15 protein-coding genes are annotated in these 19,256 nt (G+C 72.4%); 10 read left to right on the forward strand and 5 right to left on the reverse strand.

Annotated elements, in window-relative coordinates; translation table 11 throughout:
- Positions 1 to 34: 34 nt before the first annotated feature.
- Both AB0B86_RS11305 and AB0B86_RS11310 read right to left on the reverse strand, forming a co-directional pair.
- Positions 35 to 2,602 carry a LuxR C-terminal-related transcriptional regulator gene (locus tag AB0B86_RS11305; protein WP_357417568.1) on the reverse strand — a complete coding sequence of 856 codons (2,568 nt, stop codon included), beginning with the start codon at positions 2,600 to 2,602 and terminating at the stop codon, positions 35 to 37.
- 5 nt (positions 2,603 to 2,607) lie between these two features.
- Positions 2,608 to 3,864: an Hsp70 family protein gene (locus AB0B86_RS11310; protein WP_357417570.1), complete on the reverse strand. Its 1,257-nt coding sequence runs from the start codon at positions 3,862 to 3,864 to the stop codon at positions 2,608 to 2,610.
- A 296-nt stretch (positions 3,865 to 4,160) separates the two neighbouring features.
- Between AB0B86_RS11310 and AB0B86_RS11315 the strand changes: the two genes are divergently transcribed.
- The 4 genes from AB0B86_RS11315 (at position 4,161) to AB0B86_RS11330 (ending at position 12,602) form a co-directional block, all read left to right on the forward strand.
- A complete protein-coding gene (locus AB0B86_RS11315; protein ID WP_357417573.1) occupies positions 4,161 to 5,036 on the forward strand; it encodes an IniB N-terminal domain-containing protein in 876 nt (291 codons plus the stop codon).
- A 103-nt stretch (positions 5,037 to 5,139) separates the two neighbouring features.
- Positions 5,140 to 6,987 carry a dynamin family protein gene (locus AB0B86_RS11320; protein ID WP_357417619.1) on the forward strand — a complete coding sequence of 616 codons (1,848 nt, stop codon included), beginning with the start codon at positions 5,140 to 5,142 and terminating at the stop codon, positions 6,985 to 6,987.
- Positions 6,984 to 8,444 carry a hypothetical protein gene (locus AB0B86_RS11325; protein WP_357401848.1) on the forward strand — a complete coding sequence of 487 codons (1,461 nt, stop codon included), beginning with the start codon at positions 6,984 to 6,986 and terminating at the stop codon, positions 8,442 to 8,444. The genes AB0B86_RS11320 and AB0B86_RS11325 overlap by 4 nt, the downstream gene beginning before the upstream one ends.
- A 228-nt stretch (positions 8,445 to 8,672) precedes the next feature.
- Positions 8,673 to 12,602, forward strand: a complete 3,930-nt coding sequence (locus AB0B86_RS11330; RefSeq protein ID WP_357417576.1) for a ThuA domain-containing protein — start codon at positions 8,673 to 8,675, stop codon at positions 12,600 to 12,602.
- A 55-nt stretch (positions 12,603 to 12,657) separates the two neighbouring features.
- On the opposite strand, the gene AB0B86_RS11335 is transcribed toward AB0B86_RS11330, so the two are convergent.
- On the reverse strand, positions 12,658 to 13,068 hold the full coding sequence (locus AB0B86_RS11335; RefSeq protein ID WP_357401844.1) for a hypothetical protein: 411 nt from the start codon (positions 13,066 to 13,068) through the stop codon (positions 12,658 to 12,660).
- An 86-nt stretch (positions 13,069 to 13,154) separates the two neighbouring features.
- On the opposite strand from AB0B86_RS11335, the gene AB0B86_RS11340 reads away from it, so the two are divergent.
- Both AB0B86_RS11340 and AB0B86_RS11345 read left to right on the forward strand, forming a co-directional pair.
- Complete coding sequence (locus tag AB0B86_RS11340; RefSeq protein ID WP_357401842.1) at positions 13,155 to 13,502, forward strand: PadR family transcriptional regulator; 348 nt, start codon at positions 13,155 to 13,157, stop codon at positions 13,500 to 13,502.
- Entirely contained in the window at positions 13,499 to 14,581 is a 1,083-nt protein-coding gene (locus tag AB0B86_RS11345; RefSeq protein WP_357401840.1) for a hypothetical protein, read from the forward strand. Before AB0B86_RS11340 ends, AB0B86_RS11345 begins: the two co-directional genes overlap by 4 nt.
- Before the next feature lie 25 nt (positions 14,582 to 14,606).
- Here the strand turns inward: AB0B86_RS11345 and AB0B86_RS11350 are convergent, their stop codons facing one another.
- Complete coding sequence (locus tag AB0B86_RS11350; RefSeq protein ID WP_357401838.1) at positions 14,607 to 15,071, reverse strand: septum formation initiator; 465 nt, start codon at positions 15,069 to 15,071, stop codon at positions 14,607 to 14,609.
- Positions 15,072 to 15,173: 102 nt separating this feature from the next.
- Here AB0B86_RS11350 and AB0B86_RS11355 point away from each other — a divergent pair, with 102 nt between their 5' ends.
- From AB0B86_RS11355 to AB0B86_RS11365, 3 genes are read left to right on the forward strand one after another with little or no spacing between them, the layout of a single operon-like run.
- Positions 15,174 to 15,869, forward strand: coding sequence for a response regulator transcription factor (locus tag AB0B86_RS11355; protein ID WP_357401836.1), 696 nt, complete (start codon positions 15,174 to 15,176; stop codon positions 15,867 to 15,869).
- Positions 15,866 to 17,155 carry a HAMP domain-containing sensor histidine kinase gene (locus AB0B86_RS11360; RefSeq protein ID WP_357401834.1) on the forward strand — a complete coding sequence of 430 codons (1,290 nt, stop codon included), beginning with the start codon at positions 15,866 to 15,868 and terminating at the stop codon, positions 17,153 to 17,155. The genes AB0B86_RS11355 and AB0B86_RS11360 overlap by 4 nt, the downstream gene beginning before the upstream one ends.
- Before the next feature lie 28 nt (positions 17,156 to 17,183).
- A complete protein-coding gene (locus AB0B86_RS11365) occupies positions 17,184 to 17,738 on the forward strand; it encodes a DUF5872 domain-containing protein (RefSeq protein ID WP_357417578.1) in 555 nt (184 codons plus the stop codon).
- Between the two features lie 9 nt (positions 17,739 to 17,747).
- Here the strand turns inward: AB0B86_RS11365 and AB0B86_RS11370 are convergent, their stop codons facing one another.
- Positions 17,748 to 18,629 (reverse strand): LysR substrate-binding domain-containing protein, encoded by an 882-nt coding sequence (locus AB0B86_RS11370; RefSeq protein WP_357401830.1) that lies wholly within the window; start codon positions 18,627 to 18,629, stop codon positions 17,748 to 17,750.
- Positions 18,630 to 18,729: 100 nt separating this feature from the next.
- Between AB0B86_RS11370 and AB0B86_RS11375 the strand changes: the two genes are divergently transcribed.
- Positions 18,730 to 19,179, forward strand: coding sequence for a GNAT family N-acetyltransferase (locus AB0B86_RS11375; protein WP_357401828.1), 450 nt, complete (start codon positions 18,730 to 18,732; stop codon positions 19,177 to 19,179).
- The last annotated feature ends 77 nt before the right edge of the window (positions 19,180 to 19,256 follow it).

The raw sequence follows: 19,256 nt of genomic DNA on the forward strand, positions 1-19,256 counted from the left end.
CCCCGCTCGCGGCGGTGGACCCGGCGTGGACCCCTCACCGGGTCGCCCGCTGCGGCCACGGCTGCCCGGCCGTGTCGCTGGCCCGGTCGGCGACGACGGTGCGCAGCAGAGCCAGCAGCTCGGTGCGGTTGGCGCAGTTCAGCCGGTTGCGCATTCGCGCCACGTGGTGTTCCACGGTCTTCGCCGAGATGAACAGCCGGTCGCCGATCTCGCGGTAGGTCAACCCGGCGAGCACCAGCTCGGCAACCTCGTACTCACGGTCGCTGAGCCCTTGCGGGGCGGGGTCGGCGACGCGGGTGGCACGCTCGGTGGTGCGCGTCGTCGCCGGCTCTCCGTGGCCGCCGGGCGGTCGCCCCTGGAGGGCCCGCGCGCACTCAAGCAGGGTGGTCATCGCCCGCCGGTCCGCGGTGCGGATGGCGGCCTGACCGGCCAGGCGGGCACCGTCCCAGCGCAGTCCGGTGTCGTGCAGCGCTCGGGCGGCAGCCTCCACCCGGGCCGGGTCGACGACACCCCTGAGCACCTCCACCCAGCACTCCGCGGCGGCGGCGATCACCGCGGCGTACCGGCTGTGCTCAGCCGCGGCCAGCAGGGCCGCGACGTGTTCGTCGGCGACGGCCGGCGCCCCGGTGAGGATCGCGGCGTGCAGGCCACTCCAGCGCAGCGGCACGCTCCACAGTGGCGGGTCGCCGAGCCGGCCGAGCAACGCGTGCGCCTCCCGCAGGTACGGTTCGAGTCGGGCCAGGTCACCGAGGCGCGCACCCGCGATGGCCAGCTCACCCAGCGGCAGGAGCGTGAACAGGTCGACGGGGTGCCGGACCACCGCCTCCAGCGACTGCCCCCAGCCGCGCTTGAGTGCCGCAAGGTCGCTCGTGCGGCGGGCGATGCCCATCCGGATCGCGGCGGCGAAGAGCAGGTCGCGTGACTCCAACTGCCGCCCGTCGAGCGTCACCGCGGCGAGCTGCTCGGTGGCGGCGCGCGTCTCACCCCGGACCATCAGGATCCACGCCTGCAACAGCCGGTGGCGCCGGGCCATCAGCGGACCACCGACACCGGCGTCCAGGGCACGGTGCAGCACCTGCTCGGCGATCTCCAGCTCACCACAGTGCACGGCGGTAAGCGCGGCGAGCGCCGCCGGGCTGTCCGGGAGCAGGGCCGCCCGGCCGTCCGGTTCGAGCAGCGCGGCGGCCTGTACGAGCGCCGAGAGTGCGGCGGTCGGCGGGCCGCTGACGCTCTCGCGTACCCCGGTGGCCATCAGCCGGGCGGCGCTGGCGTGCAGGGTCGGCGGTTCGCCGGGCGGGTCACCCGCCGGTGGGTCGGCGGTGGCGGCCAGGTCTCCGGTGGCGAGCCCTCCGACGGTGGCGAAGGCGAGCGCCGAGGCGGTGCCCGACCACCGGTACAGCTCCACGCTGCGGCCGACGTGGCCACGGTGCGCCAGGGCTGTCGCCGCCACGACTGCCGCCTCGGAACGCTCGGGCGGGGCGGCGGTGGCCAGCAGCCGATCGGCCAGTCGCAGGGCGTCGTCGAGGTTGCCGGCGAGCGCGGCGGCGAGTGCCTGCTGCGCGCTGGCCGGCTGCCCGGCCGCGGTGGCGGCGGCGAACAACTCGGCGGCGAACGCCGGCTCGTCGGTCAGGGCCTCGCCGGCCGCTGCGGCCAGCGTCGAGGCCGGGCAGTCGCCGAGCGCGCCGGCCGCGAGCAGCGAACGGACCAGCGGCAGCACCGCGGCACCGCGAGCGAGCTGCAACTCGGTGAGCCGGCGCCACACCGCGGTCCGGTCGGTGGTGGGGCTGAGCGTCGTGACCGCCTGCCGGACGATCGGCGCGAGCCGGCCGTCGGCGCCGAGCAGCCCGGCCGCCCGCGTCGTGGCGATCAGTTCGTCGACTGCCGACGGGTCCACGCCCAGCAACGCGGCGAGCATGTTCGCCGGCAGCGGGCCACCGGCCGCGACCGCGAGCAGCAGCCGGCGTACGGCGGCGGGCTGCACGTCCAGGTCGGGCCCGAACTCCGCGACGGCGGACCGGGGCGGGCTGGCCACCGGGCCGGTCGGGGTCTCCGCGCCGGCCAGGCCGCGGGCCAGCCGTTCGACATCCCGGGGTACGCCCGAGGTCTGCGTGTGGACGAAGTCCACAAGGTCGTCGCGGCGGCCCAGCTCCGGAGTGGCGGCGAGGTAGCTGGCGGTCTGTTCCCTGGTGAACGGGGTGAGCAGCACCGCCTGCCCGTCGCGCCGGAGGGAGTCGACAAGCTCGCTGAGCGCCGCCGACCGGGGCCACGGGCGGTGGGCGACCACCAGGCGGTGCCGGCGGGTGCCGTGCAGACGCAGCAGCACCTCGATCCGTGCGTCGTCGAGCAGGTGCGCGTCGTCGACAAGCACGAGCGTGTCGGGGCCGACCGGGTCGTCGGGCTCCGGGGTGGTCGTGCGGACGGTGATCCCGGCCCGCTGGTGGGCCCGCGCCAGCTCGGCGAGGAGGGCGGTCTTGCCGTGGCCGCCGGGGCCGGCGATGCCGACGGCAAGGGGGCCGGTCGGGTCCTGGGCGACGGTGTCCAGCAGGGTCTGTGGCCCCCGGTCCAGGGTCAGCCCCGGTGCGGCGAGGTCATTCATGATCATTGGGGTCATCCTTCGCGTCCCCGGCTGCGGGCCAGCGCCAGGCGGGACGGCTTCGGCAGGTCAAGTGGGAGGACCCGGACCGGCGGCCGCGGTGGCGGATCGCCCGGAACGGTGTCGTGGTGGGGGTGGTGCGGTGCCGGGATGGTGGCCCGCCCGGCGCTGCGCACCGGGTCGCGTGCCGGTGCCGGCGGGCGAGGGCGGGGCGACACCACCTGGGCGGCGGCCAGCGCCGCTCCGGTGGCGGCGGTCAGCTGCGAGTCCGGTTCGACCTCGACGGGCACCGGGAGGGCCGCGCTGATCAGCTCGATGACGAGCGGTACGCGGGCCGAGCCGCCCGCCAGCAGGACCCCGTCGAGCTGCGTCGACGTCAGGTCGGCGCTTCGTACCACCCGCAGCAGAAGCTCGACTGTGGTCTGCACGATCGGGCGGATCATGTGTTCGAACTGCGCCCGGGTCACCGGTATCCGGGCTGGGCCGCTCGGCAGGGTCAGCACCACGTCGGCCGTCAGGTCGACGGTCAGCGCCCGCTTGGCCCTGTCACACTCCCCGCGCAGCCCGCGCAGCGCGGCCTGGGTGCCGCGGCGTGCGGTGCTGGCCAGCTCCCGGGCCAGCACCGTCCGGGTGTGCCCGGCCAGCGCCTCGTCGAAGTCGACCCCGCCCACCGAGTCCAGACCCTGGGGCGTGCCGAACGTCTCGTAGGTGCCGCGCGGCGTGCGACGCACCAGCGCGGCCTCGAAGCTGTTGCCCCCCAGGGCGTAGACGGCGGCGGTGGTGCCCGGGAAGCCACGGGCCGCGTGGCTCTCGGCCACCGTGACAGTGCGCGGGAGCAGCGTCACGTGCCGCAGGCCGAAGTGCGACAGTGCCCGGTGCAGCACCTCCCGCCGGTACGGACGCCACCCCGCCGGATGGCTGAGCACGACCGCCTCGGCCGGGCCGCCCTCCAGGGCGTGCACCCGCTCGACCACCCACGCCGCGAGTTCCGCGGTCAGTGTCTGCGGGGTGCAGGCCTCGCCGCCGAGCAGCAGGGGCACGTCGTCGCCGATCCGGTGGACGAAGTCCCGGGTGGTGCGGCTGCCGTCGTCGGTGGGCGGCTCGCCGACGTGCAGCGAGCCGTCCTCCGCCAGGCACAGCACCGACGGTACGACAGGGGAGCCGACGTGCAGCGGGACGGGCTCGGGACGCGTCCACGTCGTGCCGGTGCGCCGGGTGACCGCGGCGGCCGTCTTGGTGCTTCCGATGTCTATCCCGAGGACGTACGGCATCGTCTCTTCTCCCCCCGTGAGTTGGCCGGCCGGTGGCGATGGTGTCGGTGCTGCCGACGACCCACCCCGGGCGAACCCCGCGGGCTCCTACGTTCGTACCAGAGATCAGCCCCTGGTCGGGACCCTAATCTCGCCGGGACGGTTTCCCCCTGTCCCCCTAACGTACGAGGTCGTGGTGCCCCCGGTTCAACCGGGCTGGTTGCGGGCTGAGCCCCGATGCCCGGGTCGGGCCCGGGCAATAGCGTCACTGTCGACGTATGACACCCGGCGCCGCCACTTCCGAGGAGAACCGGCACATGGACTCGCACCAGACCCTCCACGACTTCGTGCTCGACCTGCTGACGAACCCCGACGCGCGGTCGGCATTCGACCTCGACCCCGAGGGTGCGCTGCGGGGGGCGGGGCTCACCGACATCACCGCGGCGGACGTGCAGGACGTCGTGCCGCTTGTCGTCGACTACGCGCCGGGGGCGGGTCTGGCGCCGTTGGCCGCACCGGTCGGGCAGCTCGACCTGGAGCCGCTGCTCACCGACAGCACCGATGTGGTGGGTCAGTTGCAGAGCGTGGCGCAGCAGATCAGCGTCACGAGTTCGCCGACCGGCGTGGACGTCAAGGCCGGCGTGCTCGGTGCCATCGCGGTCGCCCCGTCGACGGCCGGTGCCGGGGTGACGGTGCTGCCCGGCATCGGCCTGGGCGTCGGTCCGTCCGGCCTGGACGCCGACTTCGCCGGCGTCTCCGACGTGGCCTACACCCTCGACGCGGACGTGGTGCAGCCGGTGGACGCGGTCGCCGACCCGGTGCTCGGTGAGGTCACCGGCACCGTCGGTGACCTCGGTGGCACCGACCCGAATCTGATCGGCGGCGACCTGACCGATGGTGTCCTCTCCGGCGCCCACGGTCAGCTCGGCGGGGTCGTCAGCTCCCTGGGTGTCGACGACACCCTCGGCGGGCTGGGCCTCGGGCACGGCGGCGGTGTCGTCGGCGGTGTGGTCCCACCGCTCGACGTGCCGTCGACGGTGGACGGCGTGACGCACCAGGTGGACAGCCTCCTCCCCGGTGTCACCGGCACTGTCGGTGACGTGACCGGCGGGGTCACCGATGGTGTGCTCGGCGGCGACTCGCACGCCTCGTCCGATCACGGGCTGCTGGGTATCACCGGCGGCCTGCTCTGACCCGGATCTCCGGGCGGAGCGGAGGGCCGGATCGCCTCGGGCGATCCGGCCCTCTCCGCTGCCTCTTGATAATTGAGCCGAAATCAGCACACTTGGTGCGGTGATGGCCGGGATCTGGTTGGACGTGCTGGACGACATCGCCCGCACGTGCAGTGCACACGGTCGTGGTGACCTGCTTCAGACGGTCCGGCAGAAGCGTGCCCAACTGCTGGATCCGACGCTGCGCGTCCTGGTCATCGGTGAGCCGAACCAGGGCAAGAGTCAGCTGATCAACGCGATCATCAACGCGCCGGCCTGTCCGGTGGGTGACGGCCGTACGACTGTCCTACCGACAGTGGTGCAGCACGCCGAGGCCCCGAGCGTCGCGGTCGCCCAGGCTCCGCCGTCCGCCCGGGGCGGCGCCGCCGTAACGGTGGCGGTCGAGCGAACCCCGGTGGCGCTGAACCAGGTCGGGGAGAGCGTGGCCGGCCTGGTCGGACGCCGACCGGGTGGCGGCCCGGCGTACGTCGAGATCGGTGTGCCCCGCGCACTGCTCGGCGCCGGACTGGTGCTTGTGGACACTCCCGGTGCCGACGAGGTCGGCGACATCGGCGGTGCCGCCTCGGTCGCCGCGCCCGCCCGTGCGGACACCGTGCTGCTGGTCTCCGACTCCACCCGGGACCTGTCGGTCGCCGAGCTGAACATGCTGCTGCACGTCATGCGGGCACATCCCAACGTGGTGGTGGTGCAGAGCAAGACCGACCTGGTGGCGGATTGGCGCGCGGTGGCCGACCGCAACCGGCAGCACCTGGCCGAGGCAGGCATCGCGGCGACGCTGATCCCGGTCTCGGCGGCGTTGCGACTGCGCGCCGCAGGCGCCGACGACCGGGGGCTCAACACCGAGTCCGGCTTTCCCGAGCTGATCGCCCGACTTCAGCGGGACCTGGCCGGCAAGGCCGACCGACTGGCCCGGGCCTCGGTGCAGACGGTGGCCCGGACGGTGGTGGAGCAGTTGGCCGCCCCGCTGCGCGCCGAGTTGGCGACCCGGGAGGCCGAGGAGCAGTCCGGGCCGATCTCCCGGTTGCACGCGGCGCAGCGGGAGGTCGACGAGCTACGCCGGTGCTCCACCCGCTGGCAGAACACCCTCAGCGACGAGATCGGCGATCTGCTCTCCGACATCGAGTACGACCTGCGTGACCGGACCCGGGAGATCCTGCGCACTGTCGACGAGGCGTTCGACACTGCCGACCCGTTGGTCGCCTGGGACACCTTCCAGGACTGGCTGGAGCGGAGCCTGGTGGAGGCGGCGGAGGCCAACCACGAGTGGCTGATCCAGCGCTGCGACTGGATCGCCCGCCGGGTGGCCGCCAACTTCAACAGGTACGGCTACGACGTGCTGCCGCCCTGGTCGATGACGATGCCGGAGGACATCGGGCAGCGGCTGCCGGAGTTGCAGATGCCGACGATCGACAGGTTCACCCCGGGCCAGAAGCTGTTCACCGGCATGAAGGGCTCGTACGGCGGGATGCTGATGTTTGGTCTGGCGACCACCCTGGCCGGCATGCCGATGATCAACCCGGTCTCGGTCGGCATCGGGGCCCTGTTCGGCGGCAAGAGCATCCGCGACGAGAGCAAGCAGTTGCTCCGTCGCCGGCAGGCGACAGTCAAGACGGCCATCCAGCGGCATGTCGACGACTTCTTCGTCCGGATGATCCGCGACTGTCGGGACACCACCCGGCAGGTGCAGCGGATGCTGCGGGACCACTTCACGGGGCTGACCGAGGAGCTTCAGGAGGCGATCGTCCAGTCGTTCCGAAGCGCCAAGCAGGAGGCCGAGACGGATGCGTCGCTGCGCGAGCAGCGGCACCGCGAGATCCGGCTGAAGATGACCCGGTTGGCGGCGCTCTACGAGCAGGCGCAGCAGTTGACCGGCGCCCAGTCCGCCCCGCTGCGGTTGGAGCCGCAGGCATGACCGTGGGTCTGCGCCTGGACGAGGCGGCCTGGGGGTTGTTGCACCAGGCCATCGACCTCTACCAGGGCCATCCACGGGCCGTGGGGCAGTTGCGGCACCAGGTCGCCCGACTGGAACAACCGCTGCGGATCGCGATCGTCGGGCCCTGGCGTTCCGGCAAGTCGACGGTGCTCAACGCCCTGATGGGCGAGGAGGTCGCGCCGGTCGAGCGGGCGGACGGGGCGTTCACCTGGTACGAGGACGGCGCCGAGCCGAGCGCGACCGCCTATCCGGCCGGTCAGCCTCCGCAGGAGTTGGCAGTGGTCAAGTCGGCGACCGGCCTGCGGGTGGATCTCGGCTGGGGCGCGGGCGACGTGCGCGACATCGTGGTGCGGTGGCCGACGCGGGCGCTGCGGCAGGTCACGCTCATCGACACCCCGGCGGTCACCGGCGCCGCCGAGCCGGACCGGGGGCCGGTGCTGGAGCGGGTGTTACGGGACTCGGACGCGGTGTTGTACCTGACCCGCGACGCCCGCGACAGTGATCTGCGGGTGCTGGAGTCCGGCCGGGACAGCGTGGTCGGGCAGGCCGCCCCGGTCAATGTGATCATGGTCTTGTCCCGGGCGGACGAGATCGGCGGAGGCCGGATCGACGGCCTGCTCACCGCCCGGCAGCTCGCTCGGCGGCACCACCGCGACCCGCGGGTGAACGCGCTGAGCGTGAACGTGGTGGCGTGCAGTGGGATGCTCGGCCTGGCGGGCCGGATGCTCGGTGAGTCGGATTTCGCCGCGCTTGCCACCATCGCCCAGGTGCCGCGGGCCGAGCTGGACGCCCACCTGATCTCCGCCGACCGGTTCCTCAATGGTGAGCTGCCGGTACGGCTGGAGACCGAGGTACGGGCCGCGTTGCTGGATCGGTTCGGGATCTTCGGCGTCCGGCTGGCGAGCACCCTGGTGCGCAGTGGTTTCGACAGTCGGGTGAAACTCTCGGCGGAACTCATTCGGCGCAGCGGTCTGACCGAGCTGCGGGAGTCGGTGACCCGCTGTTTCATCGACCGCGGTGACGCCCTCAAGGCCCGGTCCGCGCTGGCGGCGGTCGAGACGCTGCTGCGGACCGAGCCCATCCCGGGTGCCGCGGAGCTGACCGGCGCACTCGAACGGATCCTCGCGGGTGCGCACGAGTTCCGCGAGCTGCGCCTGCTTGTCGCGCTGCGCAACGCCCGGCTCGGCTTCGACGCGGAGCTGGCCGCCGAGGCGCAGCGGCTCGTCGGGGGTGACGGGGTGGGCCTCGCGGCCCGGCTCGGTGTCGAGCACGAGGCGACGGTGCAGCGGCTCTGGGAGGTTGCCACCGACGCGCAGTGGCGGTGGCGGGACCGGGCCGAGGACCCGTTGCTGCCGCTGGCGCAGCGGCGCGGGGCCCAGGTGGTCGTCCGCAGCTGCGAGGGGATGATCGCCGAGCTGGTGGCGGGCGGCCGCTGAGCTGACGGCGGTCCGGCGCAGCAGGCTCGCCGGTCGCTACCGCAGCCCGAGAACCGTTATTCGATCATGCTCGACACGGTTGTCCCTGACCTGCGGAGATAACGCTCTCACGGATCGCGGAAGAGGCTTGACGCGCCGGTGGTCCGGACGCCACGATGCATCCACACACATCGCTCCCTCGCCAGGCGTGATCGGCGCACGCCGTCCTCGCACCACGAAAGGACAACCGTGCGCAGATCCCTGAGAGCGTGGCTCGGCGGCGCGCTGAGCGCGCTTCTGGTGGCGGGCGGCATCGTCGCCGCCGCACCCACCGCCAGCGCCGCACCCTTCACCGTGCTGGTCTTCAGCAAGACCGCCGGATTCCGGCACGGATCCATCGCCGCGGGCATCACCGCCATCCAGCAGCTCGGTGCCGCCAACGGTTTCACCGTCGAGGCGACCGAGGACGCGGCCCAGTTCAGCGACGCCAACCTCGACCGGTTCGCCGCGGTGATCTGGCTGTCCACCACCGGCGACGTGCTCAACACCGCGCAGCAGGCCGCGTTCGAGCGCTACATCACCGGCGGCGGCGGCTACGTGGGGGTGCACGCCGCCTCGGACACCGAGTACGACTGGCAGTGGTACGGCGGGTTGGTCGGGGCGTACTTCGCCTCGCACCCGGCCGAGCAGACCGTCACCGTCAAGGTCGCCGACCAGGTGCACCCGTCCACCGCGACGTTGCCGCAGCGGTGGAGTCGGTTCGACGAGCTGTACAACTACCGCACCAACCCGCGGGGCAGCGCGCACGTGCTGGCCACCCTGGACGAGAGCACCTACACCGGCGGCAGCATGGGCGCCGACCACCCGATCTCCTGGTGCCAGAACTACTCCGGCGGTCGCGCCTGGTACACCGGGCTGGGCCACACCGACGCCTCGTACACCGAAGCGAACTTCCGCCAGCACCTGCTCGGCGGCATCCGGACCGCCGCCGGGGCGGTCGACGCCGACTGCGGCCCCACCGTCAGCAGCAACTTCCAACAGGTCGAGCTGGCCAGGGGTGCGGCCGAGACCGGCGAACCGATGAGCCTCACCGTCCTGCCCGACCGGGGCGTGCTGCACACCTCGCGCAACGGCGTGATCCGGCACACCGACGCCGCCGGCAACACCAAGGTCGCCGCCACCCTGCCGGTCTACACAGGCGACGAGGAGGGCCTGCAGGGCATCAAGGCCGACCCGAACTTCGCCACCAACCGCTGGGTGTACGCCTACTACGCCCCACCCCTCAACACCCCCGGTGGCGGTGCACCGGCCACCGGCACCCCTGCCGACTTCGCCGTCTGGGACGGCGTCAACCGGCTGGCCCGGTTCACAGTGAACGCGGACAACACCATCAACCTGGCCAGCGAGACGCTGATCCTCACCGTGCCGACAAGTCGGGGTATGTGCTGCCACGTCGGTGGCGACATGGACTTCGACGCCGCCGGCAACCTCTACCTGTCCACAGGGGACGACACCAACCCGTTCGACTCGGCCGGCTTCACCCCGATCGACGAGCGGGCCGGCCGCAACCCGGCCTCCGACGCCCAGCGCACCTCGGCGAACAGCAACGACCTGCGGGGAAAGGTGCTCCGGATCAAGCCGAGCGCGGCCGGTGGCTACACCATCCCGGCCGGCAACATGTTCGCCCCGGGCACCGCGCGGACCCGCCCGGAGGTCTACGCGATGGGCTTTCGCAACCCGTTCCGAATGAGCGTGGACAAGGCCACCGGCATCGTCTACCTGGGCGACTACGGCCCGGACGCGGGCACCGCCGACCCGAATCGGGGACCGGCGGGCAACGTGGAGTTCGCCCGGATCGACCGGCCCGGTTTCTACGGCTGGCCGTACTGCACCGCCCGCAACGACGCCTACAACGACTACACCTTCCCGTCCGGGCCGTCCGGGCCGAAGTTCGACTGCGCGGGCGGGCCGGTGAACAACTCGCCGAACAACACGGGCATCACCCAGCTACCGCCGGCCATCCCGGCGTGGCTGCCGTACGGCGGTTCCGGCTCGCCGCCGGAGTTCACCGGCGGCGGCCTGTCGCCGATGGGCGGCCCGGTCTACCGGTACGACCCGAACAACACCTCGCCTGTGGCGTTCCCCGAGTACTACGACGGGACCTACTTCGCCGGTGAGTTCGGCCGTCGCTGGATCAAGAACATCAAGCTCGACGCGTCCGGCCAACCGCTGAAGATCAACCCGTTCCCGTGGACCGGCACCCAGGTCATGGACATGGAGTTCGGGCCGGACGGCGCGCTCTACGTGCTCGACTACGGCACCGGCTGGTTCAACGGCGACGCCAACTCGGCGCTCTACCGCATCGAGTACGCCCGCGGGGGCAGAGCGCCGATCGCGAAGGTGTCGGCCACCCCGACCAGCGGCACCGCGCCGCTGACTGTCGCCTTCTCCTCGGCCGGCACGCTCGACCCGGACGGTGACCCGTTCAGCTACGCCTGGGACTTCGACAACAACGGCAGCACCGACTCGACGGCGGCGAACCCGAGCTTCACCTACACCACGAACGGGACCCGCAGCCCGACGCTGACGGTCCGCGACACCACCGGCAAGACGGCCACCGCGAGCGTGGTCGTCACGGTCGGCAACAGCGCCCCGGTGGTCACCGTGAACACCCCGTTGAACGGGCAGACGTTCTCCTTCGGGGACGCGGTGCCGTTCAGCGTCACTGTCACCGACGCCCAGGACGGTACTGTCAACTGTGCCCGCGTGAAGGTGAACTACGTCCTCGGCCACGACTCGCACGGCCACCAGCTCGGCAGCGCGCAGGGCTGCACCGGGGTCATCCAGACCACCGCCGACGGTGAGCACGACACGGCGGCGAACATCTTCGGCGTCATCGACGCCGAGTACACCGACCTGGGCGGGGGCGGCCAACCGGCGCTGACCACGCACACCCAGGCGGTGCTGCAACCCCGGGTCCGGCAGGCCGAGCACTTCGGTGACTCGTCCGGCGTGCAGATCGTCTCCGGGGCGGCCGGGCACGGCGGCGCGGCGGTCGGTTACATCGACAACAACGACTGGATCTCGTTCCGCCCGTACCACCTGACCGGCGTCCAGTCGTTCAGCGCCCGGGTCGGCGCCCCGGCCGGCGGGGGCGGCACGCTGGAGTTGCGGGTCGACTCGCCGACCGGGCCGCTGGTCGGCTCGGCCACCGTGGTGCCCACCGGTGGGTACGCCAATTTCGCCACCGTCACCGGCGGGGTCACCGCCCCGACCGGCACCCGGACCCTGTTCCTGGTCTTCAAGGGCACCGGCCCGTGGTTCGACATCGACGAGTTCACCCTCTCCACCAGCCCGGGTGGCCCCGGACCGGACCCGGACCCCGAGCCGGGGACCAACCTGGCCCGGGGCAAACCGGCACGGGCGTCCAGCTTCGAAGGTGCGTACGGCGCGGCGAACGCGTTCGACGGGGTGGCCGACACCCGATGGGGCAGCGCCTTCAGCGACCCGCAGTGGATCGACGTGGACCTCGGTGGCACGCACTCGCTCAGCCGGGTCAAGCTGACCTGGGAGGCGGCGTACGGCAGCGGGTACCAGATCCAGACCTCGACGGACGGGGTCACCTTCACCACTGTCCGCACGGTGACCGGCGGCGACGGCGGGGTGGACGACCTGACCGGCCTCACCGGCTCCGGCCGGTACGTCCGGCTCCTCGGCACCGCCCGCGGCACTGCGTGGGGCTACTCGCTCTATGAATTCGAGGTGTACGGGAGCGCCGGCGGCTCGACCGGCGGCAACCTGCTGCTCAACAAGCCGACGACGACATCGAGCAACGAGGGAGCCGACGTCTCCGGCGCCCAGGCGGTCGACGGCAGCCTCACCACCCGCTGGTCGAGCACCTTCTCCGATCCGCAGTGGATCCGGGTCGACCTCGGCAGCCCCACCGCGATCGGCCGGGTCACGCTGAACTGGGAGGCGGCGTACAGCAGCGCGTACCAGATCCAGACCTCGAACGACGGCACCACCTGGACCACAGTGAAGACGGTGACCGGCGCCGACGGTGGTGTGGACGAGCACACCGGGCTCGGGGCCAACGGCCGTTACCTGCGGATCTACGGCACCGCCCGGGGCACCGGGTACGGCCATTCGCTCTGGGAGGTGCAGGCGTACCAGAGCTGAACCAGCGCCGCTGACGTGGCCGGCACGGGCACCCCGGGTCGGCCACGCCCGGCGCTCACGTGCTGGGCGTCGGCGCGGGCGTCCGGGTGAACGGCCAGGGGTACTCCCCGAACAGGTTGGTGCACGCCGACAGCAGCTGTTTCCGCGCGGTGGCCACCCGTTCGGTGGCGGGGCCCGTGTCGACTGTGGGGTCGTTCAGCACCCAGAGGTCGCCAGCTTCCTGGGCGGCCGACCCCAGCCGCTTGCCAGCCTCCTGGATGCCGCTGTCGGTCGACTCGATGGCGCGCGTCGCAGTGCCAACGTCCTCCATGGGCGGGTTGTTCTTCTCGATGGAGTAGACCACCCGGGTGCACGCGTTGGCGGCGGCCTTGTCCGCGGGCGTGGTGGAGCTGGGCGTGGGGGAGGGCGACTCGGCGGGCGAGCAGCCGGCCAACAGCAGGGAAGCGACAAGGAGGGTGCGGATCACGGCAAGGAGACTAACCGTCACCGGGTCGGGAACCTCGCTGGCCTGACCTCATTGCATATACCGTTCATCGGTATATTCTCATTCGCATGACTGACAGTCCGCTCCGGGAACCGACGTTCCTGGTGCTCACCGCGCTCGCCGAGGCGCCCAAACACGGATACGCGGTCATCGAGGACGTGCTGCGTATCTCCGACGGCCGGGTGCGGCTGCGCGCCGGCACCCTCTACGCGGTCCTCGACCGGCTCCGCGCCGACGGCCTCATCGAGGTCGAGCGGGAGGAGATCGTCCAGTCGCGACTCCGCCGCTACTACCGGCTCACCGCCGTGGGCGCGCGCCGGCTCGCCGACGAGGCGTCCCGCCTGCGACACCACGCCGAAGCCGCGCGCACCCGGCTGCGCCGCGGCGGCCTGCTTGCCGACGGGGGTGCGGCGTGAGCGCCGACGACCTGGAACGCCGCTACCGGCGGCTGCTGGCGGTGTATCCGTGGGAGCACCGCCGGGTGTACGAGGACGAGATGATGGCCGTGCTGCTCGCCGAGGCGCGGCCGGGGCAGCGGCGACCGGCCGCCGCCGACGTGCGGAATCTCCTCGGCGCAGGCCTGCGGGCTCGGCTGCGGGTGGGCGCACGGGGGCTCACCACGTCGACCTGGTCGGACGCTTCGGCGGTGACGGGCCTGCTGGTCGGGCTCGTGCTGCTCGCCCTGGCCGGCACGGCAACACTCGACCAGCTCATCCACCCCCCGAATCTGCCGCCCGAGTACCAGCCGGGCGGCCCGGACCTCGTCGACTGGCTGCGCGTCGCCGGTTGGGCGGGCGTCTGCGCCGCGGCGCTGCTCGGGTGGCGTTGGCTGGCCGCCGGCCTGGCCTGGGCCGGGGTGCTCGGTTGGGGCGTGTTCGTCGCACCCGAGGCCGGTGCCAACCCGACGTACGTGGTGGACACCCTGCCCCAGTTCCTCCTCGCCGTGGTGGCGGCCGGCGCGCTCACCGTGCCGGCGCCGCGCCGCCGGGCGGTCGCGCTGCTGGGCGTACGCCGGCTGGTGGCGCTGCTGCTCGCGCCGGCCGCGATGGTGGCGCTGCTGGTGCTCAACCGGGTGACCAGTCCCGCGTTCGACTTCGTCGGTGACGAGGGCGTGTCCTACCACGTCTTCTACGGCCTCGAGGCGAGCAGCGAGCTGGCCGTGTGGCTCTTCGTCGCCGGCCTGGCGGCGGCCGCACTGGCCATGCTGGTCGCGCTCGCCAGGCTCCACCCCGGGGTGCGCCGGCGGATCGTCGTCCTGCTCCTGCCCGTGGCGACCCTCACCCTGGTGATCGACAGCGCACTCGCCGGGTGGGCCACCTCGACAATGAACATGGGGCACGTCATCCCGCTGGTGCCGGTGCAGTGGGCGATGCTGCTGCTCGCCCCACCGGTGACCTTCCTGGCCGGCGCACTGCTCGTCCAACGCCGAGAGGAGACCCTGCGGATGGTCGCCCTCGGCCGGGACGCGGACCGCGAGCAGCCGGTGGACCTGTAACGCGACGCTCGGGCCGGTGGTCACGTCAGTCGTCGGCGACGGCCACCGGCTCCGAGCCGATGCAGCGCACCTTCAACTCGTACTCGCCTGTCGACCCCGCGAACGTGACCTCGACGTCGTCGTCCGGTCCCCGGTCCACGTCGCGAACCCGGTAGCCCTGGGCGGGCGCCCAGGAGACGAGGCGTACGCCGTCGGCGGCGCACTCGGCCACTGCCGTGCCGCCGTTGGTGGCGAACCCTCGACGGACCCCGGGGCTGGCGCTCGCCGCGGTGCCCGGCGGGCCTGCGGTGGCCGTACCGGTGCCCGTGGTGCCGGTGGGCACCGGCTCCGGCGAGGCGAGCGCCCGTTCGATCTCCGTCGCGCTGCGCACCCCGCCCGGGGTGCCGGTGATGCTCTCGCCGACCAGCCGGATCGCGCCCAACCCGATCAGGGTGGCCACGGCGACAGTGGCGACCCACCCGGCGGCGACGAGAATCGAACGACGGCTCATCCGCTGACTATCCCCGATCCGTCCTTGTCGTTGGCACATCCGGACGCTAAGGCAGGGTTAACGTGCGCCGCGCAGTCGCCGGTAGCGGTTAGCCTGCCAGCTGTGGCCCGCCTGCTGCTCATCGAGGACGACCTGACGATCCGCACCCCGCTGATCCGGGCGTTGCGGGAGCGTGGGCACGCGGTGGCCGCCGCCTCGACAGCGATGGCCGGGCTCCGCGACGCCCTGGAGGACCGGCCCGATCTTGTCGTGCTCGACCTGGGTCTGCCCGACCTGGACGGCCGCGAGTTGTTGCGGATGCTGCGCGCGGTCAGTTCCGTGCCGGTCATCGTGGCCACCGCCCGCGACGACGAGGCGGAGATCGTCCGGGTGCTCGACGCGGGGGCCGACGACTACGTGGTGAAGCCGTTCACCGCCGCGCAGCTCGACGCCCGCGTCCGGGCGGTGCTGCGGCGGGGTCCCGCCGGCGCGGACGGGTCGGACCCGTCGCTCGTCGTCGGCGGGCTGCGCGTCGACCCCCGGTCCCGACAGGTCACCCTGGACGGGACTGCTGTGGAGCTGACGCCGCGCGAGTTCGACCTGTTGCACCACCTGGCCGGCCGCCCCGGCCAGGTGGTGACCAAACGTGAGCTGCTCACCGAGGTCTGGCAGATCCCGTACGGCGGCGCGGACAAGACCGTCGACGTGCACCTGTCCTGGCTGCGCCGCAAGCTGGGGGAGAACGCCCAGCAACCGCGCTACCTGCACACAGTGCGCGGCGTCGGAGTGCGTCTCGAGGCACCGGCGGCGCGGCCGTGAGGGCCCGGCTGGCACTGCTCGTCGCCGCCGTCAGCGTGCTCACCCTCATCGCGTTCCTGGTGCCGCTGGCCCTGCTGGTCCGCACCGTCGCGGAGGACCGGGCCACAGTTGCGGCCACCGCCGACGCGCAGAGCCTGGTGCCGGTGGTCGGCACCGCCGACGCGACGACGATCCGACTCACCGTCGAGCAACTCGCCGCGGAATCCGGGCGAGCGGTGAGTGTCTTCCTGCCGGACGGGTCGGTGCTCGGTGCGCAGACCCCCCGCACGCCGGCGGTGGCGCTGGCCGCGCGCGGGCAGAGCCTCACCGGGGAGTCGGCCGCCGGTCGGGAGGTGGTCATCGCCGTGCAGGGGCGGGCGGACGGCACCGGGGTGATCCGGATCGTGGTGCCGCGCCACGAGCTGACCGCCGGCGTCACCCGGGCCTGGTTGGTGCTGGCCCTGCTCGGGGTGCTGCTGGTGCTGATCGGTCTGCTCGTCGCCGACCGGCTGGCCCGTAACCTGGTCCGGCCGATCAGCGACCTGTCGGCGGTGTCGCACCGGCTGGCCAACGCCGAGCTGGACGCCCGGGTCACTCCGGCCGGCCCGGCCGAGCTGCGCGAGGTGGCCGGTGCGCTCAACCATCTCGCCACCCGGATCCAGGTGCTCCTGGTGCAGGAACGCGAACAGGTCGCCGACCTCTCGCACCGGTTGCGTACCCCGCTGACGGCCTTGCGGCTGGAGGCGGAGTCGTTGCGGGACCCGGACGACGCCGCCCGGATCACCACCGCGGCCGACGGCCTCGAACGGGCGGTCAGCGGGCTGATCCGGCAGGCCCGGTGGCGGCACTCGCCGACGGCGCAGCCGGCCACCTCGGACGCGGCGGCGATCGTCGCCGACCGGGTCGCGTTCTGGTCGGTGCTGGCCGAGGACACCGGGCGGGCAGTCACCCTCGACCTGGCGCCCGGCCCGCTGCCGGTGGGGGTGCCCGCCGACGACCTGGCGGCGGCAGTGGACGCCCTGCTCGGAAACGTCTTCGCGCACACCCCCGACGGGACGCCGTTCGCCGTCCAGCTCGGCCGCGACGCGGGGGAGGTGGTCCTCACCGTGGCGGACGCCGGCCCGGGCCTGCCGGTCGGGGCGGTTCGGCGGGGCGCCAGCGCGGCCGGGTCGACAGGTCTCGGCCTGGACATCGCCCGGCGTGCCGCGCAGGCCGGCGGCGGTCGCCTGGAGTTGCGGGCCGGCCCGACGGGCGGGGCGCAGGTGCTGCTGCGGCTGCGTCCACCGACGCCGCGGCGGGAGGCATAGGCGCGGCGGTGCCGGGTAGCTGCCAGCCATGGCACGGTATACGAAACCCGAGCTCAGAGAGCAGATCAAGGAAGAGGTAAAGGCCTCCGACAAGGGCGGCAGGACGGGGCAGTGGTCGGCGCGTAAGTCGCAGCTTGTCACTCAGGAGTACAAGAAGCGCGGCGGGGGATTCCTTGGCGCAAAGGACGAGCGGCAGAAGTCGCTCCAGCGCTGGGGCAACGAGAAGTGGCAGACGAAAGAGGGCGACACCCGGGCGCGCAAGGGCGGCACGACAAGTCGTTACCTGCCCAAGAAGGCCTGGGAGGAGATGTCGGAGAGCCAGCGGCGCGCGACCGACACGAAGAAGCGGGCCGCATCGCGGTCCGGCAAGCAGTACGTCGCGAACACCGGGCCGGCGAAGCGGGCGCGTCGGGACGCCACCACGGCCGGCCGGATGTCCGAGATGTCGGTCGCCGAGGCGACCAAGCTCGTGCGTGGCCTGGACACGCGGCAGCTCAGGACCGCGTTGCGCAACGAGCATGCCGGCAAGGACCGCAAGACGCTCGTCCAGCGGCTCGAAGCGGAACTCAATCGGCGCGGTTAGCCGACCGGGTCAGGCAGTGCCAGGCGGCGTCCCGAAGCCCGTCGACGTGATCCGGTCGTCGTCGCGACGGCGCAGGATCTGCACCTCGGTGGTGGCCTCGGAGCCGGTCAACGGCAGCACGTCCACCGATGCGGGCACGACGGCGGCGATGCTCGCGGGCGCGATCGTCACCCCGAGGCCGGCCGCGACCAGGTGCGCCACTGTCGTCCAACTGCTGGCCTCCTGGACGATGCGTGGGGTGTACCCGGCTTCCAGGCACGGCCGGAGATTGCGCTGGTAGGCCCGCTCGCTGGCCACCCGTGGGAAGAAGACGAAGGGGTCGTCGCGCAGTACCGCCGCGTTGATCGCGGGCTCTCCCACCTGCGGGTGATCGCCCGGCAGGACGGCGACGAAGGTTTCCCTGGCGAACGTGGTGCCGACCAGGTCGTCGTGGTCGTCCGGGTCCCGGACCACGCCGAGGTCGACCTCGGCGTTCAACAGCCGGTCGACGATGTGCGCGGTGTACGCCTCGTGCAGGCGTAGGTGAACGGCCGGGTAGCGCTCGCGGAACCGACGGATCGGCCCGGCGAGCCCGAGCTGGATCGCCGAGCTGACGAACCCGACGTCGAAGCGTCCCTGCTCCCCGCGCCCGATCCGGCCCGCCTCGTCCACGTCGTCGGCCACGGCGGCCAGCACCCGCCGGCACCGATCCAGGTACGCCTCGCCGGCCGGTGTCAATGCCACCGACCGGGAGGTACGGACGAACAGCGGCGTACCGATCATCGCCTCGAGTTGGCGGATCTGCTGCGACAGCGGCGGCTGGGCCATCCGCAGTCGTAGCGCGGCCCGGCCGAAATGGAGCTCCTCGGCGACGGCGACGAAGTAGCGCAGGTGGCGTAACTCGGGATCCATACTCCAAGGATACGAATGAGCCCGAACAAGATATTGGACGTTCGAATGGCGGCGGCCGGAGAATCGAACCATGAAGCCGAGCACGCTTACCGTCACGTCCATGACGACAGCCGCGGAGGCCGAGGCCTTCCGCACGCTGAACCTGGAATGGATCTCCCACTACTTCACAGTCGAGGAGTCGGACCGCAAGACGCTCGACGATCCGTTCACCGCCATCGTCGACCCGGGTGGCGACGTGCTGATCGTGCGCGACGGTGGGGAGATCGTCGGCTGTGTCGCCCTGATCCGCTACTCGGACGACGTCTTCGAGCTGTCGAAGATGACTGTCGCCCCGGTGGTGCGCGGCAAGGGCCTCGGCCGTCAGCTCATCGCGGCGGCGATCGAGCGGGCCCGCCAGCTCGGCGCGACGACCCTGTTCCTGGGCAGCAGCACCAAACTGGCGAACGCCGTGCATCTCTACGAGAGTGCCGGCTTCCAGCACGTCAGTCCGGACCAGATCCCACTGCCGCCGTACGCCCGCGCCGACGTCTTCATGCGGATGGCGCTCTGAGCTGGTCCCACCACCGACGCCGGCACGGCTTAACCCGGCCTTAGCGTTCGGACAGCGCGGTGCTATCCCGGTTCACC

The organism is Micromonospora sp. NPDC049047, assembly GCF_040649135.1.
Classification (GTDB): domain Bacteria; phylum Actinomycetota; class Actinomycetes; order Mycobacteriales; family Micromonosporaceae; genus Micromonospora.